The organism is Maridesulfovibrio sp. FT414 (assembly GCF_050916235.1).
Classification (GTDB): domain Bacteria; phylum Desulfobacterota; class Desulfovibrionia; order Desulfovibrionales; family Desulfovibrionaceae; genus Maridesulfovibrio.
The window spans coordinates 3,218,732-3,240,429 of sequence record NZ_CP104854.1 but is presented as its reverse complement, the minus strand read 5'-3'; the positions used below and the strand labels follow the sequence as shown (position 1 = coordinate 3,240,429).

Below are 21,698 nucleotides of genomic sequence, written 5' to 3'. Positions count from 1 at the left end.
AAAAAAAAGGGCGGAACAGGTTCCGCCCCTTTTTAATGCGCATTAAATAAACCTTATGCTTCAGCTTCCTGTGCGGGAGCTTCTGCAGCGGGAGCAGCAACAGCAGCTTCCTCGGCACGCTTGGTGAGTTCAATGATGCACATGGGAGCGCAGTCACCCTTACGGGGCTCAGCAAGCTTGATGATACGGGTGTAACCACCACCGCCGTTGTAACGGGGGCCGATTTCATCGAAGAGCCTCTGCACCAGACTGTGGTTCTCAAGGGTCTTGTAAGCAAGACGACGAGAATGCAGGTCGTTGCGAAGAGCAAGGGTGATCAGCTTTTCAACAGAGCTTCTCAGTTCCTTTGCCTTGGGCTCGGTGGTACGGATATGTTCGTAGGTCAGCAGAGAGCGAACCATGTTCTTAAGCATGGCGTTCCTGTGGGAACTGCTTCTGTTGAACTTTCTTCCGGACTTTTTATGCCTCATTTTTATCTTTCCTCTTCAGCCATTCCTGATACTTTTTATCGAAATCCTCGAGGCCCATACCGAATTTGAGATCCATGCTGTCGAGAACTCGGCGGATTTCGTCAAGAGACTTACGTCCGAAGTTCTTGGTTTTAAGCATGTGCTGTTCAGTGCGCTGCACAAGTTCACCGACAATACGGATATTGGCGGCCTTGAGGCAGTTGGTTGCACGAACGGAAAGCTCAAGTTCGTCAATGGATTTGAACAGATTGGGATTCAGGTCGAGGTTGCATTCTTTGGACTCTTCCTGCTCGGATCCCATTTCATCGAAGTTGATGAATACGGACAGCTGCTCCTTGAGAATCTTTGCACTGTAGGCAATAGCGTCTTCGGGAGTAACGGATCCGTCGGTATGGACTTCGATAAGGAGCTTGTCATAGTTGGTCATCTGACCGACACGAGCCTGCTCTACACTGTAAGCAACCTTACGAATGGGAGAAAAGCTGGAGTCGAGTACAATGTGACCGATTTCGTTGACAAGACCTTCGTGCATATCAGCAGGGACATAGCCCTTGCCCATGCGCACTTCGAAAGTCATTTCCATTTCCATCTGCTCGGAAAGAGTCGCGATAATCTGCTCAGGATTGAGGACTTTGACGTTCTGGTTTTCCTGAATATCAGCTGCGGTGACGGCACCCTGCTTGTTTACCTTAAGGGTAAGAAACTGGGGTTCATCAGTAGTCATAGCGAATCTGATCTGCTTGATGTTCAGAACAATCTCAGTCACATCTTCCATGACACCTTCGATGGTGGTGAATTCGTGCTGAACGCCTTCGATCTTTACAGCAACCGCGGCTGCACCCTGCATGCAGGAAAGCAGTACCCTTCTGAGAGAGTTCCCGATGGTTGTTCCAAATCCGCGCTCAAGGGGTTCACAAATGAACTTACCGTAAAGCTCGTTTGACTTGGGGTCACGCACAAGCTGCTCCGGCTTAACCAGCTCGGCCCAGTTGCGGGTGTTGATGAGTTTGTCACCGTCATGAATAAGCATGCACTAATCCTTCTTATTTGGAGTACAGCTCGACAATCAGCTGTTCGTTGATGGGGAACTGGATATCTTCCCTGGTCGGCAGCGCTTTAACTTCACCTTTGAAGTTGGCACCGTCGGAAACCAGCCACTCGGGGCAGCCGCGACGGGCAATAACTTCCTGAGCTTCCATGATAACGGGGATCTTGCGGGCTTCGTCACGAACTTCCACAATATCACCGGGCTTTACGTGCATAGAAGGAATGTCAACGCGTCTTCCGTTCAGTTTGAAGATGCCGTGTTTCACAAGCTGGCGAGCCTGGTTGCGAGAGTTGGCAAAACCGAGACGGTAAACAATGTTGTCAAGGCGGGTTTCAAGCAGCATGAGCAGGTTGGTACCGGTTACACCCTTCATGGCGTCCGCACGCTTGAAGTAAGCGCGGAACTGCCCTTCGAGCACACCGTACATGCGGCGCACTTTCTGCTTCTCGCGAAGCTGAACTGCGTAGTCGCTCATTTTCTTTCTCATGCGACCGGCGATACCGGGAGCATAAGGACGACGTTCATAAGAACACTTATCAGTAAAGCAGCGGTCGCCCTTGATGAAAAGCTTTTCACCTTCACGGCGGCACAGTCTGCATTTTGCTTTAGTATATCTGGCCAAGGTTAAACTCCTTCGTAATTAGACCCTGCGGCGTTTCGGCGGACGACAGCCGTTGTGCGGGATGGGTGTGATATCGCGAATGAAGCTAACCTTCATACCGACGTTGCCGATAGCGCGCATAGCAGCTTCACGACCGGAGCCGGGGCCTTTGACGAAAATACCAACGGTACGCATACCCTGGTCCTGAGCTTTTCTTGCAGCGGTTTCAGCAGCTACCTGAGCTGCAAAAGGGGTAGATTTTCTGGAACCCTTGAAACCGGATGCACCGGAAGTTGCCCAGCTGATCACATTACCTTTGAGATCAGTGAAGGTAATGATGGTATTATTGAATGTTGCTTTAACGTGGGCGATGCCCACGGGAACATTCTTTTTCTCTTTTTTCTTGCCGGAACGGCGAGGTCTAGCCATACCATTCTCTCCAAAATGAATTTACATCAGCAGCGAAGACCTTGACATGGTCTGTAGACTGCGGATTGAATTATTTCTTCTTCCTGCTCATTACAGAGCGACGGGGACCCTTGCGAGTTCTTGCGTTGGTCTTGGAGCTCTGACCACGTACGGGCAGTCCGCGACGGTGGCGAAGTCCGCGGTAACAACCGATGTCCATCAGACGCTTGATGTCAGCGATCTGATCACGACGGAGGTCACCCTCAACTTTGTAGTTGTCTTCAAGTTCCTTACGGATAATGTTGACCTGATCACCGCTGAGATCATCAGCGTTAGTGGTCCAGTCGATACCAACGGTATCAAGGATCTTGAGAGCAGTAGTACGACCTACACCGTAAATGTAAGTCAATGCAATATCCAAACGCTTGTTTCTCGGAAGGTCTACTCCAGCGATACGAGCCACAGTGATACCTCTCTATCCTTGACGCTGTTTGTGTCTGGGGTTGTCACAGATAACCCGCAGCACGCCCTTGCGTCTGATTACTTTGCATTTGGGACAAATCTTCTTAACAGATGGTCTAACTTTCATGACCGTCTCCAAATAATGCAGTTTTACAGTTACATCGACCGGGAGCTAGCCGGCCGGGCCTATGATGGACTGCCCGGCTAATAGGCAGTCAAATCCATGCCAGTCTTTCGTTGCCGCGAAATTCAAGACGTGCACAATACAGGGCGAATTTAAAAAAATCAACCCCTGTTTTGCACTCTTTAAAAAATATTTATGACAGACTTAAAATTACTGGTCCGTCGACCGTTACGGCAATTGTGTGCTCAAAATGGGCGGACAGTTTCCTGTCCTTGGTAACGGCAGTCCATCTGTCTTCGAGAATCTCAATATCATGGCTGCCTTCTGTAACCATCGGTTCAATGGCCAGAACCATTCCGCTTTTAAGCTGAACACCGGGTAAACCGGAGGGTACAAAATTAGGAACTTCGGGTTTTTCATGCAGGCCGCGGCCAATGCCGTGCCCGACAAATCTTCTTACAACTCCGAAGCCCTCACCTTCAACATAATCCTGAACAGCCTTCGAAATATCATACAGGCTGTTTCCGGGATAAGCTTGAGCTATGCCTCTCATCAGAGATTCATGCGTAACATCCAGCAGTCGGCGAGTGGAAGGAAGAATTTCTCCCACAGGGTAAGTGCGTGCTGAATCTCCGTAGAATCCCTGATAAATGACACCCATGTCAATACTTACGATGTCACCTTCTTTTAACACACGTTTATCAGAAGGAAAACCGTGAACGATCTCTTCGTTCACGGAACAGCAAAGGGCAAAAGGAAACCCGTGATACCCCTTGAAAGCCGGCCTTACGTCGAAATCATCGCAGGCCTTGCAGGCCAGTTCTTCCAGATGCATGGTTGTAATACCTGGTCTGATGGCCGCACCGAGCATGTCCAGTATTCTGGAAACAAGACGATTGGCCTCACGCATGAGGCCAATCTCCTTGTCATTTTTGAGGTATATACCTCTGTACTTTTTCAAAGCAACTACCTGCCTTTGATCTTGCTGCCCTTACCCATGAGTCCCTCGTACTGACGGGAAATCATGTAGGATTCGATCTTGCCCATGAAGTCCATGGCCACACCGACTACGATGAGCAGTGCAGTTCCACCGAAGTAGAAAGGAACATTGAGCTGAGAGATCATAATCATGGGCAGTACGCAGATGGCTGCTACGTACAGGGATCCCCAGAGAGTGATCCGGGCAAGAATACGGTCAATGTATTCACGGGTTCTTGCACCGGGACGGATACCGGGGATAAAGCCGCCCTGCTTCTGAATATTTTCAGCAATTCCTTTCGGATCAAAGATGATCGCAGTATAGAAATAGCAGAAAAAGATGATCAGTGCGACATATATGATGTTATAAACGATGGAGGACGGAGTGAAGTACGCCGAAATCCTGGACAGAGTCTCGTTATTGGAGAAGTTTGCCAAGGTTGCGGGGAACATCAGAATACTGGATGCAAAAATGGGGGGAATAACACCGGCAGTGTTGATTCGCAGCGGCAGATGTGTAGTCTGTCCGCCCATCATTTTGCGTCCCATCATGCGCTTGGCATAATGTATCGGTACCCTGCGCTGTCCGCGCTCCATGAATACGATGAAAGCCAGTATGGCGACCATGAATGCCAGAACGAACAAAAGCAGGAACAGGGTGATTTCCCCGGCCTGCATCAGACGAACAGTGTTGAATATCGCTGCGGGAAGCCCAGCTACGATACCGGCAAAAATGATCATGGATATACCGTTACCGATGCCTTTCTCGGTCATTTGCTCACCGAGCCACATCAGAAAAACGGTACCGGCAGTCAGAGTCAGGATGGTAATAAAACGGAAAGTCCATCCTGCATGCAGTACTACAGGCGCGCCGGTCGGGCTGGTCATGCTTTCAAGCCCGATTGCGATGCCGAATCCTTGAATAAGGGTTATCGCTACAGTTGCGTACCTGGTGTACTGAGTAATCTTCTTGCGTCCCTGAGCCCCTTCCTGACTAAGCCGCTTGAGATCAGGACTAACTACATTAAGAAGTTGGATAATGATAGACGCGGAGATATAGGGCATGATCCCTAACGCGAATATGGACAAGTTACGCAACCCGCCACCGGAGAACATGTCAAAAAGGCCGAAGAGAGTGTTGGAAACACTCTCAAAGAAATCGGCCAATGCTGCACTGTCTACGCCCGGGACCGGGATGTGAATCCCGACCCGGTAGACAGCCAGAAGAAGAAAAGTCCAGAGGATCTTTTTCTTCAGTTCCGGCATGCGGGAAAGATTATCAACGCCAGACAATGCCACGTTTTATCCTTCCAGGGCTTTGGCAGTACCACCTGCCTTTGTGATCTTTTCAGTAGCAGAAGCGCTGAAGCGGTGTGCTTCGATGGTAACAGCAGCACCTACTTCACCCACGCCGAGGACTTTTACAAGAGCACCCTTTTTGCAAAGGCCTCTATCATAAATGTCTTCCAGGGAGATTTCGGTTTTGCCTTCGAAAGCACCAAGAATCTGGCCTACGTTCAGAGCTACGTACTCTTCACGGAAGGGATTCTTGAATCCGCGCTTGGGCAGACGGCGAGCCAGAGGCATCTGACCACCTTCAAACCAGGCGGGGACGCCGCCGCCGGAGCGGGCGTTCTGACCCTTGTGACCCTTGCCGGATGTTCCACCCTGGCCGGAGCCACCGCCGCGACCTACGCGCTTGCGATTCTTGCGTTCCTCTTGGAACGGATATATTTCGTGCAGCCTCATGATTCAGTTACCTCCACAAGGTGCTCAACTTTCCTGATCATCCCTCTTACGACGGGAGAATCGTCAAAGCTTTTTTCCTGTCTGATCTTGCGCAGCCCCAGTGCCTTAAGAGTAGCACGTTGGTTGGGATTGCAGCCGATCATGCTGCGTACGAGTTTAACCTTAAGCATAATTTCGTCCTCCTACTTTCTGGGAGTCGCTACTTTTTTCCCGCGAAGCTGAGAAACTTCATCAGCACTGCGCAGGGAAGCAAGACCAGCGATTGTCGCCCGAAGGACGTTATGCGGGTTGTTGGTGCCGATAGCCTTGGTAAGGATATCGTGTACGCCTACTACTTCAAGTACCGCACGCACGGCACCACCGGCGATGATACCGGTACCCTTGGATGCGGGCTTGAGCATTACGCGTCCGGCACCGAAACGGCCGAGAACTTCATAAGGAAGGGTTCCGTCCAGAAGAGGTACGGAGATCATTTCCTTACGGGCTTTCTCTGAAGCTTTTCTGATGGCTTCAGGTACTTCATTAGCCTTACCAAGTCCGAAACCGACCTGACCTTTACCGTCACCTACCACAACCAGGGCACTGAAGGAGAACCTTCTACCGCCCTTCACGACTTTAGCGACTCGGTTGAGATAAACGATTTTTTCAATCAGACCCAGATCATTCTGTTCCATGGATATTCCCATAAGTTTAGAATTTCAGGCCACCCTCACGAGCGCCGTCTGCAAGGGCCTTAACCCTGCCGTGATATATATAACCGCTGCGGTCGAATACGACCTTCTCGATGTTGAGTTCCTTAGCCTTGGCTGCGATGTCCTTGCCTACGGCAGCAGCAGTTTCGCAGGTGAGCTTTACTGCTTCGCCATCTTTAGCGAGAGCCTTGGAGGAAGAAGCGGTCACGGTTTTGCCAATGATGTCATCTACGAGCTGAGCGTAGATGTGCTTATTTGAACGGAATACTACAAGACGCGGACGATCTGCAGTACCGCTGATTTTTTTGCGGATGCGAATCTTTTTGCGCTGTCTTGCCTGTTCTTTAGTCATTTTCATGGCTTTACCCTACTTTTTACCGGACTTACCGGCTTTACGTCTGATCTGTTCATCAATGTACTTGACGCCCTTGCCTTTGTAAGGCTCCGGCGGACGTACACGACGAAGCTGAGCAGCAACTTCACCAACCATCTGCTTGTTTACACCGCTGATGGTAAGTTTGGTGTTGCTGTCTGCGGTGGCTTCAATTCCGGCAGGCAGCTCGAAGTTGACGGGATGGGAGAAACCGACGTTAAGAACGACGATTTTACCCTGCACGCTAACTTTGTAACCTACACCGACTACTTCCAGGGTCTTGGAGAAGCCTTTGGTGACTCCTTCAATGCAGTTGGCAAGCAGCGAACGGTGCAGGCCGTGCTGAGCACGCTCCTGACGAGAATCGCCAGACCTATTCACCTCGACCGCATTATCAGCAACGTTGTAGCTGATCATGGGGTGTACCGGGGTGGTGATGGTACCTTTGGGGCCCTTTACGGAAACCACTTCAGCACCAACGGTAACTTCCACTCCGGCAGGTATTTCAACAGGTTTTTTTCCAATTCTGGACATTTTAAAACCTCACTACCAGATTTCACACAAGAGTTCGCCGCCGACGTTAAGCTCTTGGGCTTTTGCGCCGTCAACTACACCCTTGGAAGTGGAAAGTATGCAAATCCCGAGTCCGTTAAGAACGGAGGGAATATCTTCAACGCCTACAAATACGCGACGTCCGGGGGTGCTGATTTTCTTCATGCCGCTAATCAGGGCTTTTCCATCAACATACTTAAGGGTTACGGTGATATCACGACCTTCTTCAGCGAAGTCGTTGATATAACCTTCATCCTTAAGAATCCCGGCGATAGCTGTTTTGATCTTGGACCCGGGAATGGTCACGGTCTTATGGTAAGCACCGTGAGCATTACGAATACGGGTCAGCATATCGGCGATAGGATCGACAACAGGCATTTTAAACTCCTTATATTACCAGCTGGCTTTACGCACGCCGGGAAGTTCACCCGCAAGGGCCTTTTCCCTGAAACAAATACGGCAGACGCCGTATTTGCGCAGGAATGCACGAGGACGTCCACAAATGGGGCATCTGTTATATTCGCGCACCTTGAACTTGGGCTGACGTTTTGCCTTAACTTTCAAAGCTGTCCTGGCCAAAACGAATCCTCCTATTTCTTGAAGGGCATTCCAAGAAGCTCGAGGAGCATCTTGCCTTCTTTGTCAGTTTTAGCGGAGGTGACGATAGTCACGTTCATCCCTTTGGTTACCTCGACCATGTCGAGCTGAATCTCAGGAAAGATAGTCAGTTCCTTGATTCCCAGGGTGAAGTTGCCGCGGCCATCGAAGCCTTTGTCAGGAATTCCGCGGAAGTCGCGGACGCGAGGGAGTGCAAAGCTGATAAGCTTATCCAGGAAGTCCCACATGAGATCTCTACGCAGAGTCACACGGGCACCTACAGGCATTCCTTCACGCAGCTTGAAAGCTGCAATTGACTTTTTCGCTCTTGTGACAACTGCCTTCTGACCAGCAAGTGCGGTCAGTTCTTCGACAGCGCCATCGATGAGCTTTGAGTTCTGGCTTGCTTCACCGAGTCCGATGTTCAGAGAGATTGCCTTGATACCGGGAATCTCCATCGAACTCTTGTACCCGAACTCTTTGTTGAGAGTCGGGGCGACCTTGTCCGTGTATATTTTTTCGAGACGTGTCATCGCAAAACCCTAGTCGATGATTTCGTTACATTTTTTACAAAAACGGATGTTTTTTCCGTCTTCGGTCTCACGAATTCCAACTCGGGTTGCTTTGGTGCAAGCAGGGCACACAACCTGAATGTTAGAAATGTGAACAGGGGCTTCTTTCTCAACAATACCGCCGGGCTGGTTTGCATAGGGGTTCGGCTTGGTGTGCCTGGAAACCATATTAACCTGCTCAACAAGGACAGTGTCCTTCTTGCGGTTGATCTTGAGGACCTTACCGATCTTCCCCTTATCCTTGCCGGCGATGACCATAACTTTGTCATCAACATGTATCTTGTTCATGCCGTATACCTTCTTGTGATAAGGATTACAGAACCTCAGGAGCGAGAGAAACGATCTTCATGAAGCCAGCGGCTCTGAGTTCTCTTGCTACGGGCCCGAAAATACGGGTACCCAGAGGTTCCATTGAGTTGTTCAGAAGAACGGCAGAGTTATTGTCGAACTTGATGTAGGAACCGTCGGGGCGACCAATTTCTTTCTTGGTGCGAACAACGACAGCCTTCATCACAGCGCCCTTCTTCACTTTGGAATGGGGCATCGCTTCCTGAACGGAAACTACAATAATGTCTCCGACACTGGCGTAGCGTCTCTTAGAGCCTCCAAGTACCTTGATACAAGATACTTTTTTGGCACCAGAGTTGTCTGCTACGTCAAGATTAGATTCTACCTGAATCATAGCTTATCCCCTAAACTGCTTTTTCCAGTATTTTATCTAAATGCCACCTTTTGCGCCGGCTAAGGGGGCGGAATTCAACAATCTGTACCTTATCGCCGATACCGCATTCATTAGCAGGATCGTGTGCCATGAATTTGGTGTGGCGACGAATGAATTTTTTATACAGGGGGTGCTTTACGAGGGTCTCAACGCGAACAACGATAGTCTTGTCGCTCTTGTCGCTGATTACCACTCCGGTAAGCACGCGCCTGTTTCCTTTCAGATTAAGCTCTGCCATGGCTTATGCTCCCAGTTCCTTTTCACGCTGTACGGTGAGGATCTTTGCGATGTCTTTCTTGACAACGGACAGTCTCTGGGTGTTTTCCAGCTGTGCGGTTGCGTGCTGGAAACGAAGGTTGAAGAGCTCTTTGCGAGCTTCAGCAAGCTTCTCGTTCAGAGCAGCGCTGTCGAGTTCACGAAGTTCATTGGCTTTCATTTTACAATCCCTCCTTAACTACAATTGCAGTCTTGACAGGAAGCTTGTGTGATGCACGGACCAGAGCTTCTCTGGCCAGTTCAATGTCGACGCCCTTAACTTCGTAAAGAATGCGACCGGGCTTAACCGGAGCGCACCAACCGACCGGGGAACCTTTACCTTTACCCTGTCTGACTTCAGCAGGCTTGGCAGTAACAGGTTTATCGGGGAAAACCCTGATCCATACCTGACCGCCACGCTTGATATGACGCATGATTGCGATACGTGCTGCTTCAATCTGGTTGTTGCTCAGCTTGCCGTGTTCCAGAGTCTTGATGGCGATATCGCCAAATGCGATATTGGAACCACGCTGTGCTTTACCTTTCAGGCGACCTTTCTGACACTTACGGAATTTAACTTTCTTAGGTGATAACATTACTGGTCCACCTCGTGGTCAAGAATTTCACCTTTGAAGATCCAGACCTTGATGCCGATAACACCGTAAGTGGTATTGGCACGTGCTACACCGTAATCGATGTCGGCTCTGAGAGTCTGAAGGGGCACACGGCCTTCGCGGTACCATTCGGTACGTGCGATTTCAGCACCGGCGAGACGGCCGGCACAAGCCACTTTGATGCCCTCTGCGCCGAACTTCTGGGCGAGGCCCACAATGCGCTTCATGGCGCGACGGAAAGCCACACGGCGCTCAAGCTGCTGAGCGATGTTCTCTGCAACGAGCTGCGCGTCGGTTTCCGGACGGCGGATTTCACTTACTTCGAGAGCGAATTCTTTATTGAATTTTCTACGAAGATCTTCACGCAGTTTTTCGATTTCAACACCTTTACGGCCGATGATGATACCGGGACGTGCGGTGTGGATGATCAGACGAATCTTGCCGCCGGCACGTTCGATCTCGATCTTGGAAACCCCTGCGTGAAAGAGTTTTTCTTTCACATATTTACGAATGCCGTCATCTTCATAGACGAAAGCGGGATAGTCCTTGTTGCTGAACCATCTGGAAAGCCAGTTCTTGGTGTATCCAAGTCTGAAGCCGTATGGATGTACTTTCTGACCCATGACACTACCCTATTTCTTTAACTACGATGGTTATATGGCTGGTGCGCTTGCGAATGCGATACGCACGACCCATAGCCCTGGGCTGAATCCTCTTCCAGGTGGGACCTTCGTCAACTTTGACTGTGTCCACGCGAAGAGAGTCAACATCCACTCCGGGAATCTGCTCTGCGTTAGCAACTGCAGAATAAAGCACTTTACTGAGCATTTCAGCACCCTTTTTAGGGGTGAACTTCAGAATGTTGAGGGCTTCCTCAACAGGCTTTCCCTTGATGTTTTCCGCTACCAGACGCACCTTCCTAGCGGAGATGCGCATATATTTTGCAATAGCTCTTGCTTCCATTGCTCAACACCTTCTAGCGTTTGGCCTTGCTTTTCTTATCCGCAGCGTGGCCGTAGTAGGTACGGGTGGGGGAGAATTCGCCCAATTTATGTCCTACCATGTTTTCGGTCACGAATACAGGAATAAACTTACGGCCATTGTGAACTGCGAAGGTCAAACCAACCATTTCAGGAATGATGGTAGAGCGACGGGACCAGGTCTGGATAACCTTGCGGTCACCTGATTCCTGAGCTTTAACGACCTTTTTAAGCAGATGATCGTCAATAAACGGGCCTTTTTTCAGTGATCTTGGCATTACAGTCTCCTACTTCTGCCCGCGGCGTTTAACGATGAGCTTGGAAGAAGGTTTCTTCTTACTGCGGGTCTTGTATCCCTTAGCAGGCATACCCCAAGGAGAGACTGGGTGTCTGCCACCGGAACTGCGACCTTCACCACCACCGAGGGGGTGATCGACCGGGTTCATAGCAACACCGCGAACTTTAGGTCTGCGACCAAGCCAGCGGTTACGTCCTGCTTTACCAAGAGTAATGTTTTCGTGGTGGATGTTACCCACCTGTCCAACAGTGGCGCAGCAGGTTGCGAGAACCTTGCGAACCTCGCCGGAGGGCATGCGCAACAGAGCGTACTTGCCTTCTTTAGCGATAAGCTGGGCATAGGTTCCGGCAGCGCGGCAGAACTGGCCGCCTTTGCCGGGGTACAATTCTATATTGTGTACAACAGTACCAACAGGGATATTCTTGAGCAGAAGAGCGTTGCCGGGCTTAATGTCGGCACCTTCACCTGCGAGGATCTTGTCGCCCTTGTTGAGGCCAACGGGAGCAAGAATGTAGCGCTTTTCACCGTCTGCGTAGTGCAGCAGAGCGATGCGTGCGCTTCTGTTGGGATCATATTCGATTGCAGCAACGGTTGCAGGTACTTCAACCTTGTTACGTTTGAAGTCGATGATACGGTAAAGACGTTTTACGCCACCGCCACGACGACGGGAAGTAACCCTGCCGTTGTTGTTTCTTCCGGCCTTTTTGGTCAGCCCTTTGGTAAGGGACTTTTCCGGAGTAGACTTTGTGATCTCCTCAAAGGTGGAGATAGTCTGGAACCGGCGACCAGCGGAGGTCGGCTTCAGTTTACGAGTAGCCATCTCTTAAACTCCTTCGAAGAATTCGATTTTTTCGCCTTCGGAAAGCTTTACATAGGCTTTTTTGTAGCCGGAAAGCTTACCTACAACACGGCCGAACTTTCTGCGGAGACCGGGTCTTTTACGTACGATGCGTACGGAATCAACCTTTACGTCAAAAGCATTTTCAACTGCTTTCTTGACTTCAGTCTTATTGGCAGAAGGCAGCACAAAGAATGTTACCTGATTGGAGGATTCTTTGATGTCAGTGGCCTTTTCCGAAATGACCGGTTTGATAAGAATCTGAGTATAGTCCATGACTATTTCAACCTCTCCTGCAGGTCCTGTGCTGCGTTCTCAAGCATTACAACCTGACGAGCCTTCAGAATGTCATAAACATTCAGCTGATCGGCAGAGATGAGCTTAATGCCGGGGATGTTCCTCGCAGAAAGGAGGAGTTTGTTATCTGCGTCCTTGACGACGATCAAGGCTTTGTTGAGACCCAGAGCTTCGGCTACTTCTACGAAGAGCTTGGTCTTGATCTCGGGAAGGTCGATGTTGTTCACAACCATCAGCTGTTCTTCGCTGAATCTGGCGGTGAGGGCCATCTTGAGAGCAAGACGGCGGACCTTTTTATTAACCTTGAAGGAGTAGTCGCGGGGCTGGGGTCCGAAGGTTACTCCACCGCCACGCCACAGGGGTGAGCGGGAGGAACCGGAACGTGCACGACCGGTACCTTTCTGGCGCCAGGGTTTTGCACCACCGCCACTCTTCATGCCACGGGTTTTGGTGGCGTGAGTTCCTTGGCGTTTGGCAGCAAGCTGTGCACGGACAACCAGGTGCAGGATTTCGGGCTTGACCGGAACTTCAAAAATTTCCGGAGCCAGATCCATGCTCCCGACTTCCTTTTTAGTCTGATCATATATAGTAATGGTAGCCATTTTTTATTCCTCTAGCGGGTCTTGCGGATCATCACCAAGCCGTTCTTGGGGCCGGGAACCTGTCCCTTAACCACGAGAACATTTTCCTCGGCGCGAACGTCTACGATTTCAATGTTGGAAACAGTAACGCGCTCATTACCCATCTGACCGGGCATTTTCTTGCCTTTGAAGACTTTACCAGGGAAAGTAGCGTGGCCGATGGAACCAGGAGAACGGTGTACCTTTTCAGCACCGTGAGTTGCACGAAGACCGCTGAAGTTCCAGCGCTTCATAACACCCTGGAAGCCTTTACCCTTGGAGGTGCCGGTAACTTTGACCTTTTCACCTGCGGTAAAGATATCCACGGAAATTTCCTGGCCCAGTTCGTACTCAGCTACGGATTCAAGGGGAAACTCACGCAGGTGACGGTAAAAGCCTTTACCGGCCTTTTCCTGGTGACCTTTAGTGGGTTTGTTGATCTTGCGCTCAGGAAGAGCGTCGTAGCCGAGCTGGATGGCGTTATAGCCTTCCTTCTCTTCGGTCTTGACCTGCATAACAGGACAGGGACCGACTTCGAGAACAGTAACAGGCACGATGGTTCCGTCGTCAGCGAAGACGCGGGTCATGCCCAGTTTTTTACCGAGTAATCCGATAGTTTTTGCCATGTTGAATCCCTCCCTAGAGCTTGATTTCAACGTCAACGCCAGCAGGCAGGCTCAGCTTGCCAAGCGCGTCAACGGTCTGCTGGGTGGGTTCAAGAATGTCAAGCAGACGCTTGTGGATCCGCATCTCAAACTGCTCACGAGACTTTTTGTCTACGTGTACGGAGCGCTGAATTGTGGTGCGCTGTACCTGGGTGGGCAGAGGGATGGGACCGGCGATAGCGGCTCCGGTATTGCGGGCTGTGTCCACAATCTCGGTAACTGCCTTATCAAGGATACGGTAATCGTATGCCTTGAGCTTGATCCTGATACGATCACTAGTCATAGAAACCATGTCAATTTCTCCTAATTAGATTCAGAGACGGCCCTTACTTGCAACGGTAAAAAGGATTGTGAGGTGTGTCCTTCCCGGCCTGGTATGGTCGTCCAGCCAGCATGCCGGACCTTATACCTTATCTCTGTGGTTTCACGGGGTGGTTCCCGTAAAAAATAGGAACCTCCCGAACACTATGGGTCCGGGAGGTTTACTGCTTTTTAAGTGCAGCTGTCAAGCAAAAATCAGCTTAAAATTAAATTTAATCTAATTTTTATTGATCAGCTCTTCGGCGATGGAGTTCGGCACAGGCTCGTAGTGGTCGAACTGCATGGTGAAGGTAGCACGTCCCTGAGTCTTGGAACGAAGGTCGGTTGCGTAACCGAACATTTCGCTAAGAGGAACATCGCATCTTACAACCTGTGCGTTCGCACGGGATTCCATGCTGCCGATACGGCCGCGACGGCCGTTGAGGTCACCCATTACGTCGCCGAGGTACTCTTCAGGAGTTACAACCTCAACGGACATGATGGGCTCGAGCAGCTGGGGAGAAGCCTTTTTAACCGCTTCCTTAAGCGCCATAGAACCGGCAATGTAGAATGCCTGTTCGGAGGAGTCAACATCGTGGTAGGAACCGAAAGTAAGGGTTGCCTTGATGTCTACGAGCGGGAAGCCGGCCATTACACCGTTCTTCATTGCATCGTGGATACCACGGTCGACTGCGGGGATGTATTCTTTGGGAATTACGCCACCCTTGATTTCATCAACGAATTCGTATTCGCTCTCGGTGTTGGGCTCAACGGTGATGACAACATGACCGTACTGACCGCGACCACCGGACTGCTTTGCGTACTTGTGATCCACTTCAACCTTTTTGGTGATGGTTTCACGGTATGCAACGCGGGGTGCGCCTACGTTTGCGTTTACGTTGAACTCGCGCAGCAGGCGGTCAACGATGATTTCGAGGTGAAGTTCACCCATACCTGCAATAAGGGTCTGACCGGTCTCCTCGTCACCTTTGACGCGGAAAGAGGGGTCTTCCTTGGCAAGCTTGGCAAGAGCCTGGCTGAGCAGATCGCGGTCAGCCTTGGTTTTGGGCTCGATGGCTACTTCGATAACCGGTTCGGGGATATCGAGAGACTCAAGCACAACGGGGCTCTTAATTTCACAGAGAGTGTCGCCGGTGGCCATGTTCTTCAGACCAACAGCTGCGACGATGTCACCTGCGTAAGCTTCCTTGATTTCTTCACGCTTGTTAGCATGCATCTTCAGAAGACGACCGATACGCTCTTTCTTGCCGGTAGCTCCGTTGATGAAGGTATCACCGGAAACGATCTTACCTGAGTAGAGACGCAGGAAGGTCAGGTGACCGACGAAGGGGTCGGTCATGAGCTTGAAGGAAAGAGCTGCAAGGGGCAGATCATCATCACAGGGACACTGGATTTCCTGCTCATTGTCGGGATTTACACCGACCATGGCGGGGATATCGAGCGGAGAAGGAAGATAATCTACAACAGCGTCAAGCAGGGGCTGAACGCCCTTGTTCTTGAATGCGGTACCGCAGAGAACGGGGCAGATGGTCAGGTTGATAGTAGCCTGACGGATGCCTTTTACGATCTCTTCGGAGGTGAGTTCTTCACCGCCGAGGTACTTGTCGAGAAGTTCTTCGTTTTCTTCTGCGATGGCTTCGATGAGTTCAAGGCGCATGGACTCGTAAAGGTCCATCATGTCGGCAGGAATCTCTTCAACGGAGTAATCCTTGCCCATGACGTCGGTGTAGGTGAATGCCTTACCGGTTACGAGGTCAATTGCACCTTTGTATTCGTCTTCAGCTCCGATGGGGATCTGAAGAGGAACTGCTTTGGCGCCGAGACGGTCCTTGAGCATATCAACACAGCGGAAGAAGTCTGCTCCGATACGGTCCATCTTGTTGACGAATGCCATACGGGGAACTTTATATCTGTCAGCCTGACGCCAAACGGTTTCAGACTGAGGTTCAACACCGGCAACTGCGTCGAAAACGGCTACGGCGCCGTCGAGTACGCGCAGAGCACGCTCAACTTCCATAGTGAAGTCAACGTGACCGGGAGTATCGATGATGTTGATGCGGTGATCTTTCCAGAAGCAGGTGGTGGCAGCACTGGTAATAGTGATACCGCGTTCCTGTTCCTGAACCATCCAGTCCATGGTGGCTTCGCCGTCATGAACCTCACCAATTTTGTGAGAAACACCAGTATAGAACAAAATGCGCTCGGTAGTGGTGGTCTTACCCGCATCAATGTGGGCCATGATACCGATGTTACGCTGTTTATCTCTTGCAACCTGTCTAGGCACTTTGCACTCCGATTACCAACGATAGTGAGCAAAAGCCTTGTTGGCTTCGGCCATACGATGGGTGTCTTCCTTTTTCTTAACAGCTCCGCCGCGCTTGTTGTAAGCGTCGAGGAACTCACCGCTAAGGCGGGCAACCATACCCTTCTCCCCTCTGGAACGTGCGTAGTTGATCAGCCATCTGATCGCCAGGGAAACCTGACGTTCGGGACGGACTTCAACAGGCACCTGGTAGGTAGCACCACCAACACGGCGGGACTTGACTTCCACGTGGGGCTTAACGTTTTCCACAGCCTTTTCGAAAGCCTTGATCGGATCTTCCTGGGTTTTGTCACCGAGGAATTCAAGAGCTTGATAGAATATATTTTCAGACACACTCTTCTTACCGTCGTACATGAGTCTGTTCATGAACTTGGTAGCGAGCTGAGAGCCGTACACCGGATCAGGAAGAATCTGTCTTTTGGGTACCGGTCCTTTACGAGGCATATTGGATACTCCTTGGAATTAAATGCTATTTAGGACGCTTTGCGCCGTACTTGGAACGACCCTGACGACGATCTGCAACACCGGCGGTGTCGAGAGAGCCGCGAACGATGTGGTAACGAACACCGGGCAAGTCTTTTACACGACCGCCGCGGATCAGTACCACGGAGTGTTCCTGAAGGTTATGGCCTTCACCACCGATGTAAGCAGTTACTTCGATGGAGTTGGTCAGACGCACACGAGCGACCTTACGCAGTGCGGAGTTAGGCTTCTTAGGGGTGGTGGTGTACACGCGAGTGCACACGCCACGGCGCTGGGGGCAAGCCTGCAGCGCAGGAGTCTTCTTGCGCTTGAGCTGCTTTTCACGCCCTTTTCTTATAAGCTGATTGATGGTTGGCATGAACCCTCCAATTTTTATTGTATTGCAAAGACCGACGCAGTTAGACCAAAAATTTCCGTTTTGTCAAGTGCAAAAAGGAGACATTTCGGTCGCACCTGCAGATCAGGCTGCAACCACCTGCCTGCAGGATGCTGTCTGCGTACTGGCGCCGCACTATCTTTCGTTAATGAGCAGCGGCTCATCTTCCAGTTCTTCGAGGAACTTGTCAGGACGCTCGGGCTGGTCCGGAACGATGATATCGGTAAGTTCGTACTTACGGAATCCGGTACCTGCCGGGATGAGGCGGCCGACAATTACGTTCTCTTTCAGGCCGCGCAGATAGTCCTTCTTGCCGCACAGGGAAGACTCGGTAAGAACCTTGGTAGTCTCCTGGAATGATGCGGCAGAGATGAACGACGCGGTGGAGAGGGATGCCTGAGTGATTCCCAGAACGTGAGTCTGGGCCACTGCGGGCTTGAGCCCGTTGGCAACCGCTTCCATGTTGGTTTCCATGAACTGCTGCTTGTCCACCTGCTCGCCCACGAGGAAGTGGGTTTCACCTGGGTCAACAACGCTGACCTTCTTGAGCATCTGGCGAACGATAACTTCGATGTGCTTATCGTTGATTCCAACACCCTGGAAACGGTAAACGTCCTGAATCTCTTCCACAAGGAAGCGAGCGAGATACTTCTCACCCTTAACCTTGAGGATGTCGTGCAGTTCGGGCAGACCTTCGGTCATCAGGTCACCGGCCTCTACGAAGTCGCCTTCCTGAGCAGTGATGTGACGGCCCTTGGGCACGAGGTATTCTTTGGACTCCCCGATTTCAGGGGTAACAATAATCTTGCGCTTGCCTTTGGATTCAGCTCCATAGGAGACCACACCATCTATCTCCGAAATGATTCCAAGTTCCTTGGGTTTGCGCACTTCAAACAACTCCGCAACTCTCGGGAGACCGCCAACGATGTCTTTGGTCTTGGAGGTTTCGCGAAGCTTACGTGCGATAATGTCACCAGCATTAACGACATTACCGTCTCTAACCATCAGAATCGCACCTACGGGCAGGGGGTAAACCGCCTTGAGGCTTGAGCCGGGACGAATCAACGGCTCGCCGTCATCACCGCAGATGGAGAGTGAAGGCTTAAAGTTGGTGGTACGGTACTCAGTGATCGTGTAGGTAGCCTGTCCTGTGGCTTCGTCAACACGTTCCTGATAGGTCTTACCTTCTACAAGGTCGGTAAATTTAACCGTACCGGTTACTTCGGTGATGAAGGGTTCTGCAAGCGGATCCCACTCGGCCAGCATAGTTCCTTGAGTGATCTGCTGCCCTTCTTCAACGTAAATTTTTGCACCAAGGGGAAGAACGTATTTTTCACGTTCCCTGCCCTGCTCGTCTACAATACCGATCTGACAGCTCTTGCCCAGAACAAGCTGGTGTCCATCTGAGTTGCGGACAGCACGCAGACGGTTCAGAACGACGGAACCGTTGTGCTGAGCCTCAAAGGAGGACTGCTGAATTTCACGGCTGGCGGTACCACCGATGTGGAAGGTACGCATGGTAAGCTGTGTTCCCGGCTCACCGATGGACTGTGCTGCGATGATACCTACGGTTTCACCGACGTTTACAACATGTCCGCGAGCAAGGTCACGTCCGTAGCACATGGCACATACGCCGTGCTTGGAACGGCAGGTCAGCGGAGAACGTACAATCATGGAGTTGATGCCGTTCTCGTCGATGAGTTTTGCGCCCCTTTCGTCGATCAGGGTATCTGCAGGGATAAGGATCTCGCCGGTTTCTTCTTTGACCACGTCGTGAATAGTCACGCGGCCAAGGACTTTCTCGGAAAGCCTTTCCTTGATCTCGCCGCCCTTGATGTAATGGGTAAGTTCAAGTCCGTCAACAGTGCGGCAGTCATGTTCTGCTACGGTTACATCCTGAACAACGTCAACAAGACGACGGGTCAGGTAACCGGAGTTCGCAGTCTTAAGCGCGGTATCCGCAAGACCTTTACGAGCACCGTGAGTGGAGATGAAGTACTGGAGAACCGAAAGACCTTCACGGAATGAAGAGGTAATCGGGGTCTCGATAATTTCACCGGAAGGCTTGGCCATCAGACCGCGCATACCTGCGAGCTGTCTCATCTGGTCCTGGTTACCACGAGCACCGGAGTGAGCCATCATGAAGACAGGGTTAAAACTTGAGTTGGTTTCGGTCTTACCGGTCTTGGGGTCAACCATGATGTCGGTGGACATCTCGCGGGTCATCTCGGAGGAAACGTCGTTGGTTACCTTCGTCCAAACGTCGACAACCTTGTTGTACTTTTCAGTACGGGTGATGATACCTTCGCGATACTGTGCTTCAATGTCCTCGACCTCGTTGTATGCGTCCTCGATCAGTCCGGCCTTCTTGGCGGGAATGGTCAGGTCCTTAACTCCGATGGTCACTGCGGAACGGGTAGCGTGCTCGTATCCGAGATCCTTGAGGCGGTCACAGAGAATTACGGTAGCCTTGCTTCCTGCGGTGCGGTACGCGCTGGAAACGAGTCTGGCGATGTTTTTCTTGGTCATGACCACGTTGGCATATTCAAAACCCATACCTTCGGGCAGGAGTTCGCCGACAAGTACACGTCCGGGAGTGGTTTCCACCAGCTTGTCTTCAATACGGACCTGCACGCGGGCGTGCATACTTACAACACCGGCATCCTGAGCAGCGATGACTTCCCAGGGAGCAGTGAAGATCATGCCCTCCCCTTTCGAGAACGAACGCTCTACGGTCAGATAATAGAGACCGAGAACAATATCCTGAGAGGGGTTGATGATGGGCTGTCCGTTTGCAGGAGACAGGATGTTGTTGGAAGACATCATCAGAACACGACACTCGATCTGTGCTTCCACGGAAAGAGGTACGTGAACGGCCATCTGGTCACCGTCGAAGTCAGCGTTGTATGCAGAACATACCAGCGGATGAAGCTGGATTGCCTTACCTTCAACGAGAGTCGGCTCAAAGGACTGGATACCGAGTCTGTGCAGAGTCGGAGCACGGTTGAGCATGATCGGGTATTCGCGGACAACGTCGTCGAGGATATCCCATACGACCAGATCCTCGCGTTCAACCATCTTTTTAGCGCTCTTGATGGTTGTCGCAATCTCCCTGCGTTCCAGTTCGGAATAAATAAAGGGCTTGAAGAGCTCCAGCGCCATCTTCTTGGGAAGACCGCACTGGTGCAGTTTCAGCTTGGGACCGACAACAATAACAGAACGACCGGAATAGTCGACACGTTTACCGAGCAGGTTCTGGCGGAAACGGCCCTGTTTACCCTTGATCATGTCAGAAAGGGATTTCAGCGGACGACCGTTGGTCCCGGTAATCGCACGACCGCGACGGCCGTTATCGAACAGAGCGTCAACGGACTCCTGCAGCATCCTCTTTTCGTTGCGGATGATGATGTCAGGTGCACCAAGTTCAATCAGACGCTTGAGGCGGTTGTTCCTGTTGATGACGCGACGGTAGAGGTCGTTCAGGTCGGAAGTCGCAAAACGGCCACCGTCCAGGGGAACCAGAGGACGCAGCTCGGGCGGAATAACCGGAATAACATCCATGATCATCCACTGGCAGTCGTTGCCGGACTCAAGGAATGCCTCGACAATCTTGAGGCGCTTGGTCAGCTTTTTCTTCTTGGTCTGGCTTCTGGTGGTCAGGGACTCTTCACGCAGTTCGTGCCTGAGAGTCGGCATATCGATCTGAGCAAGCAGGGTTTTGATGGTCTCTGCGCCCATACCGACTTCAATGGCGTCTTCGCCATAATGGTCGATGACCTGGAAATACTGGTCTTCTGAAATGATCTGGTACTGCTTAAGCGGAGTATCACCAGGATTAAGTACAATATACGAATCAAAATACAGTACCTTCTCCAGATCGGCCATAGTGATGTCCAGCAGGGTTCCGATCTTGGAAGGAAGGGTCTTCAGAAACCAGATATGAGCCACAGGAGCTGCAAGCTCAATGTGTCCCATGCGTTCGCGTCTGACTTTGGAGGCAATAACTTCAACACCGCACTTCTCACAGACAATGCCGCGGTGCTTCATGCGCTTGTACTTACCGCAGTTACACTCGTAGTCCTTCACCGGCCCGAAAATTTTAGCGCAGAAAAGCCCGTCCCTCTCCGGTTTGAAGGTACGGTAGTTGATGGTCTCGGGTTTCTTTACTTCTCCAAAAGACCATTCCCTGATTTTCTCAGGAGAAGCGATAGAAATCTGAATGCCTTTAAGGTCGCGTCCAGGGAGGCCTGCGCCGGATGTTCTACGCATAGTGAACAGTTC

Annotated in this window: 33 protein-coding genes; all 33 read right to left on the bottom strand. The window is 51.1% G+C overall.

Annotated features, from left to right (window positions below):
* Positions 1-53 precede the first annotated feature (53 nt).
* Positions 54-470 carry a 50S ribosomal protein L17 gene (rplQ, locus tag N7E73_RS14420; RefSeq protein WP_432735594.1) on the bottom strand — a complete coding sequence of 139 codons (417 nt, stop codon included), beginning with the start codon at positions 468-470 and terminating at the stop codon, positions 54-56.
* Positions 460-1,500: a DNA-directed RNA polymerase subunit alpha gene (locus tag N7E73_RS14415; protein WP_432735593.1), complete on the bottom strand. Its 1,041-nt coding sequence runs from the start codon at positions 1,498-1,500 to the stop codon at positions 460-462. The genes rplQ and N7E73_RS14415 overlap by 11 nt, the downstream gene beginning before the upstream one ends.
* Positions 1,501-1,513: 13 nt before the next feature.
* A complete protein-coding gene (rpsD, locus tag N7E73_RS14410) occupies positions 1,514-2,140 on the bottom strand; it encodes a 30S ribosomal protein S4 (protein ID WP_432735592.1) in 627 nt (208 codons plus the stop codon).
* 18 nt (positions 2,141-2,158) lie between these two features.
* Positions 2,159-2,548, bottom strand: a complete 390-nt coding sequence (rpsK, locus tag N7E73_RS14405; RefSeq protein WP_320169263.1) for a 30S ribosomal protein S11 — start codon at positions 2,546-2,548, stop codon at positions 2,159-2,161.
* A 70-nt stretch (positions 2,549-2,618) separates the two neighbouring features.
* On the bottom strand, positions 2,619-2,990 hold the full coding sequence (gene rpsM, locus N7E73_RS14400; RefSeq protein ID WP_432735591.1) for a 30S ribosomal protein S13: 372 nt from the start codon (positions 2,988-2,990) through the stop codon (positions 2,619-2,621).
* A 12-nt stretch (positions 2,991-3,002) separates the two neighbouring features.
* On the bottom strand, positions 3,003-3,116 hold the full coding sequence (gene rpmJ, locus N7E73_RS14395) for a 50S ribosomal protein L36 (RefSeq protein WP_015851088.1): 114 nt from the start codon (positions 3,114-3,116) through the stop codon (positions 3,003-3,005).
* A gap of 190 nt (positions 3,117-3,306) precedes the next feature.
* Positions 3,307-4,074: a type I methionyl aminopeptidase gene (gene map / locus N7E73_RS14390; protein WP_432735590.1), complete on the bottom strand. Its 768-nt coding sequence runs from the start codon at positions 4,072-4,074 to the stop codon at positions 3,307-3,309.
* A gap of 5 nt (positions 4,075-4,079) precedes the next feature.
* Entirely contained in the window at positions 4,080-5,390 is a 1,311-nt protein-coding gene (gene secY, locus N7E73_RS14385; protein ID WP_432735589.1) for a preprotein translocase subunit SecY, read from the bottom strand.
* 3 nt (positions 5,391-5,393) lie between these two features.
* The gene (gene rplO, locus N7E73_RS14380; protein WP_432735588.1) at positions 5,394-5,840 is read right to left on the bottom strand and encodes a 50S ribosomal protein L15; all 447 of its coding nucleotides are present in this window, start codon (positions 5,838-5,840) and stop codon (positions 5,394-5,396) included.
* Positions 5,837-6,010 (bottom strand): 50S ribosomal protein L30, encoded by a 174-nt coding sequence (gene rpmD / locus N7E73_RS14375; RefSeq protein ID WP_432735587.1) that lies wholly within the window; start codon positions 6,008-6,010, stop codon positions 5,837-5,839. Before rpmD ends, rplO begins: the two co-directional genes overlap by 4 nt.
* 12 nt (positions 6,011-6,022) lie before the next feature.
* The gene (gene rpsE, locus N7E73_RS14370; protein WP_432735586.1) at positions 6,023-6,514 is read right to left on the bottom strand and encodes a 30S ribosomal protein S5; all 492 of its coding nucleotides are present in this window, start codon (positions 6,512-6,514) and stop codon (positions 6,023-6,025) included.
* A gap of 16 nt (positions 6,515-6,530) precedes the next feature.
* Positions 6,531-6,890, bottom strand: a complete 360-nt coding sequence (gene rplR / locus N7E73_RS14365) for a 50S ribosomal protein L18 (protein WP_432735585.1) — start codon at positions 6,888-6,890, stop codon at positions 6,531-6,533.
* Between the two features lie 9 nt (positions 6,891-6,899).
* Positions 6,900-7,439, bottom strand: coding sequence for a 50S ribosomal protein L6 (gene rplF / locus N7E73_RS14360; RefSeq protein ID WP_432735584.1), 540 nt, complete (start codon positions 7,437-7,439; stop codon positions 6,900-6,902).
* Positions 7,440-7,451: 12 nt separating this feature from the next.
* Positions 7,452-7,835 (bottom strand): 30S ribosomal protein S8, encoded by a 384-nt coding sequence (gene rpsH, locus N7E73_RS14355; RefSeq protein ID WP_432735583.1) that lies wholly within the window; start codon positions 7,833-7,835, stop codon positions 7,452-7,454.
* Between the two features lie 15 nt (positions 7,836-7,850).
* Positions 7,851-8,036: a type Z 30S ribosomal protein S14 gene (locus N7E73_RS14350; protein ID WP_432735582.1), complete on the bottom strand. Its 186-nt coding sequence runs from the start codon at positions 8,034-8,036 to the stop codon at positions 7,851-7,853.
* A gap of 11 nt (positions 8,037-8,047) precedes the next feature.
* On the bottom strand, positions 8,048-8,587 hold the full coding sequence (gene rplE / locus N7E73_RS14345) for a 50S ribosomal protein L5 (RefSeq protein WP_432735581.1): 540 nt from the start codon (positions 8,585-8,587) through the stop codon (positions 8,048-8,050).
* Positions 8,588-8,596: 9 nt separating this feature from the next.
* Positions 8,597-8,914, bottom strand: coding sequence for a 50S ribosomal protein L24 (rplX, locus tag N7E73_RS14340; RefSeq protein ID WP_432735580.1), 318 nt, complete (start codon positions 8,912-8,914; stop codon positions 8,597-8,599).
* A gap of 25 nt (positions 8,915-8,939) precedes the next feature.
* Positions 8,940-9,308, bottom strand: coding sequence for a 50S ribosomal protein L14 (gene rplN, locus N7E73_RS14335; protein ID WP_432735579.1), 369 nt, complete (start codon positions 9,306-9,308; stop codon positions 8,940-8,942).
* Positions 9,309-9,318: 10 nt separating this feature from the next.
* Positions 9,319-9,585, bottom strand: a complete 267-nt coding sequence (gene rpsQ / locus N7E73_RS14330; protein ID WP_432735578.1) for a 30S ribosomal protein S17 — start codon at positions 9,583-9,585, stop codon at positions 9,319-9,321.
* Between the two features lie 3 nt (positions 9,586-9,588).
* Positions 9,589-9,783, bottom strand: coding sequence for a 50S ribosomal protein L29 (rpmC, locus tag N7E73_RS14325; protein WP_432735576.1), 195 nt, complete (start codon positions 9,781-9,783; stop codon positions 9,589-9,591).
* 1 nt (position 9,784) lies between these two features.
* Positions 9,785-10,198 carry a 50S ribosomal protein L16 gene (gene rplP / locus N7E73_RS14320; protein ID WP_432735575.1) on the bottom strand — a complete coding sequence of 138 codons (414 nt, stop codon included), beginning with the start codon at positions 10,196-10,198 and terminating at the stop codon, positions 9,785-9,787.
* On the bottom strand, positions 10,198-10,839 hold the full coding sequence (gene rpsC / locus N7E73_RS14315) for a 30S ribosomal protein S3 (protein WP_432735574.1): 642 nt from the start codon (positions 10,837-10,839) through the stop codon (positions 10,198-10,200). The genes rplP and rpsC overlap by 1 nt, the downstream gene beginning before the upstream one ends.
* Positions 10,840-10,843: 4 nt before the next feature.
* Positions 10,844-11,179, bottom strand: a complete 336-nt coding sequence (gene rplV, locus N7E73_RS14310) for a 50S ribosomal protein L22 (RefSeq protein ID WP_432735573.1) — start codon at positions 11,177-11,179, stop codon at positions 10,844-10,846.
* A gap of 13 nt (positions 11,180-11,192) precedes the next feature.
* The gene (rpsS, locus tag N7E73_RS14305) at positions 11,193-11,474 is read right to left on the bottom strand and encodes a 30S ribosomal protein S19 (RefSeq protein ID WP_015851071.1); all 282 of its coding nucleotides are present in this window, start codon (positions 11,472-11,474) and stop codon (positions 11,193-11,195) included.
* A gap of 9 nt (positions 11,475-11,483) precedes the next feature.
* A complete protein-coding gene (gene rplB, locus N7E73_RS14300; RefSeq protein WP_432735572.1) occupies positions 11,484-12,314 on the bottom strand; it encodes a 50S ribosomal protein L2 in 831 nt (276 codons plus the stop codon).
* Positions 12,315-12,317: 3 nt separating this feature from the next.
* Positions 12,318-12,608 carry a 50S ribosomal protein L23 gene (gene rplW / locus N7E73_RS14295; RefSeq protein WP_432735571.1) on the bottom strand — a complete coding sequence of 97 codons (291 nt, stop codon included), beginning with the start codon at positions 12,606-12,608 and terminating at the stop codon, positions 12,318-12,320.
* 2 nt (positions 12,609-12,610) lie between these two features.
* The gene (gene rplD / locus N7E73_RS14290) at positions 12,611-13,231 is read right to left on the bottom strand and encodes a 50S ribosomal protein L4 (protein ID WP_432735570.1); all 621 of its coding nucleotides are present in this window, start codon (positions 13,229-13,231) and stop codon (positions 12,611-12,613) included.
* An 11-nt stretch (positions 13,232-13,242) separates the two neighbouring features.
* Positions 13,243-13,875 (bottom strand): 50S ribosomal protein L3, encoded by a 633-nt coding sequence (gene rplC / locus N7E73_RS14285; RefSeq protein ID WP_432735569.1) that lies wholly within the window; start codon positions 13,873-13,875, stop codon positions 13,243-13,245.
* Between the two features lie 13 nt (positions 13,876-13,888).
* Entirely contained in the window at positions 13,889-14,206 is a 318-nt protein-coding gene (rpsJ, locus tag N7E73_RS14280) for a 30S ribosomal protein S10 (protein WP_320169241.1), read from the bottom strand.
* 246 nt (positions 14,207-14,452) lie between these two features.
* Positions 14,453-16,519 (bottom strand): elongation factor G, encoded by a 2,067-nt coding sequence (gene fusA, locus N7E73_RS14275; protein WP_432735568.1) that lies wholly within the window; start codon positions 16,517-16,519, stop codon positions 14,453-14,455.
* A gap of 12 nt (positions 16,520-16,531) precedes the next feature.
* On the bottom strand, positions 16,532-17,002 hold the full coding sequence (rpsG, locus tag N7E73_RS14270) for a 30S ribosomal protein S7 (protein ID WP_432735567.1): 471 nt from the start codon (positions 17,000-17,002) through the stop codon (positions 16,532-16,534).
* 25 nt (positions 17,003-17,027) lie between these two features.
* On the bottom strand, positions 17,028-17,399 hold the full coding sequence (gene rpsL, locus N7E73_RS14265; protein ID WP_015337864.1) for a 30S ribosomal protein S12: 372 nt from the start codon (positions 17,397-17,399) through the stop codon (positions 17,028-17,030).
* A gap of 153 nt (positions 17,400-17,552) precedes the next feature.
* Complete coding sequence (rpoC, locus tag N7E73_RS14260) at positions 17,553-21,686, bottom strand: DNA-directed RNA polymerase subunit beta' (protein ID WP_432738874.1); 4,134 nt, start codon at positions 21,684-21,686, stop codon at positions 17,553-17,555.
* Positions 21,687-21,698: the final 12 nt, after the last annotated feature.

Bases quoted from the DNA above. Each gene is read 5' to 3' on its own strand.
- rplQ (WP_432735594.1), bottom strand. From the start codon at position 470: ATGAGGCATAAAAAGTCCGGAAGAAAGTTCAACAGAAGCAGTTCCCAC.
- N7E73_RS14415 (WP_432735593.1), bottom strand. From the start codon at position 1,500: ATGCTTATTCATGACGGTGACAAACTCATCAACACCCGCAACTGGGCC.
- rpsK (WP_320169263.1), bottom strand. From the start codon at position 2,548: ATGGCTAGACCTCGCCGTTCCGGCAAGAAAAAAGAGAAAAAGAATGTT.
- rpmJ (WP_015851088.1), bottom strand. From the start codon at position 3,116: ATGAAAGTTAGACCATCTGTTAAGAAGATTTGTCCCAAATGCAAAGTA.
- rplO (WP_432735588.1), bottom strand. From the start codon at position 5,840: ATGAGGCTGCACGAAATATATCCGTTCCAAGAGGAACGCAAGAATCGC.
- rpmD (WP_432735587.1), bottom strand. From the start codon at position 6,010: ATGCTTAAGGTTAAACTCGTACGCAGCATGATCGGCTGCAATCCCAAC.
- rpsE (WP_432735586.1), bottom strand. From the start codon at position 6,514: ATGGAACAGAATGATCTGGGTCTGATTGAAAAAATCGTTTATCTCAAC.
- rplR (WP_432735585.1), bottom strand. From the start codon at position 6,890: ATGAAAATGACTAAAGAACAGGCAAGACAGCGCAAAAAGATTCGCATC.
- rplF (WP_432735584.1), bottom strand. From the start codon at position 7,439: ATGTCCAGAATTGGAAAAAAACCTGTTGAAATACCTGCCGGAGTGGAA.
- rpsH (WP_432735583.1), bottom strand. From the start codon at position 7,835: ATGCCTGTTGTCGATCCTATCGCCGATATGCTGACCCGTATTCGTAAT.
- rplE (WP_432735581.1), bottom strand. From the start codon at position 8,587: ATGACACGTCTCGAAAAAATATACACGGACAAGGTCGCCCCGACTCTC.
- rplX (WP_432735580.1), bottom strand. From the start codon at position 8,914: ATGAACAAGATACATGTTGATGACAAAGTTATGGTCATCGCCGGCAAG.
- rplN (WP_432735579.1), bottom strand. From the start codon at position 9,308: ATGATTCAGGTAGAATCTAATCTTGACGTAGCAGACAACTCTGGTGCC.
- rpsQ (WP_432735578.1), bottom strand. From the start codon at position 9,585: ATGGCAGAGCTTAATCTGAAAGGAAACAGGCGCGTGCTTACCGGAGTG.
- rpmC (WP_432735576.1), bottom strand. From the start codon at position 9,783: ATGAAAGCCAATGAACTTCGTGAACTCGACAGCGCTGCTCTGAACGAG.
- rplP (WP_432735575.1), bottom strand. From the start codon at position 10,198: ATGTTATCACCTAAGAAAGTTAAATTCCGTAAGTGTCAGAAAGGTCGC.
- rpsC (WP_432735574.1), bottom strand. From the start codon at position 10,839: ATGGGTCAGAAAGTACATCCATACGGCTTCAGACTTGGATACACCAAG.
- rplV (WP_432735573.1), bottom strand. From the start codon at position 11,179: ATGGAAGCAAGAGCTATTGCAAAATATATGCGCATCTCCGCTAGGAAG.
- rpsS (WP_015851071.1), bottom strand. From the start codon at position 11,474: ATGCCAAGATCACTGAAAAAAGGCCCGTTTATTGACGATCATCTGCTT.
- rplB (WP_432735572.1), bottom strand. From the start codon at position 12,314: ATGGCTACTCGTAAACTGAAGCCGACCTCCGCTGGTCGCCGGTTCCAG.
- rplW (WP_432735571.1), bottom strand. From the start codon at position 12,608: ATGGACTATACTCAGATTCTTATCAAACCGGTCATTTCGGAAAAGGCC.
- rplD (WP_432735570.1), bottom strand. From the start codon at position 13,231: ATGGCTACCATTACTATATATGATCAGACTAAAAAGGAAGTCGGGAGC.
- rplC (WP_432735569.1), bottom strand. From the start codon at position 13,875: ATGGCAAAAACTATCGGATTACTCGGTAAAAAACTGGGCATGACCCGC.
- rpsJ (WP_320169241.1), bottom strand. From the start codon at position 14,206: ATGGTTTCTATGACTAGTGATCGTATCAGGATCAAGCTCAAGGCATAC.
- rpsG (WP_432735567.1), bottom strand. From the start codon at position 17,002: ATGCCTCGTAAAGGACCGGTACCCAAAAGACAGATTCTTCCTGATCCG.
- rpsL (WP_015337864.1), bottom strand. From the start codon at position 17,399: ATGCCAACCATCAATCAGCTTATAAGAAAAGGGCGTGAAAAGCAGCTC.
- rpoC (WP_432738874.1), bottom strand. From the start codon at position 21,686: ATGCGTAGAACATCCGGCGCAGGCCTCCCTGGACGCGACCTTAAAGGC.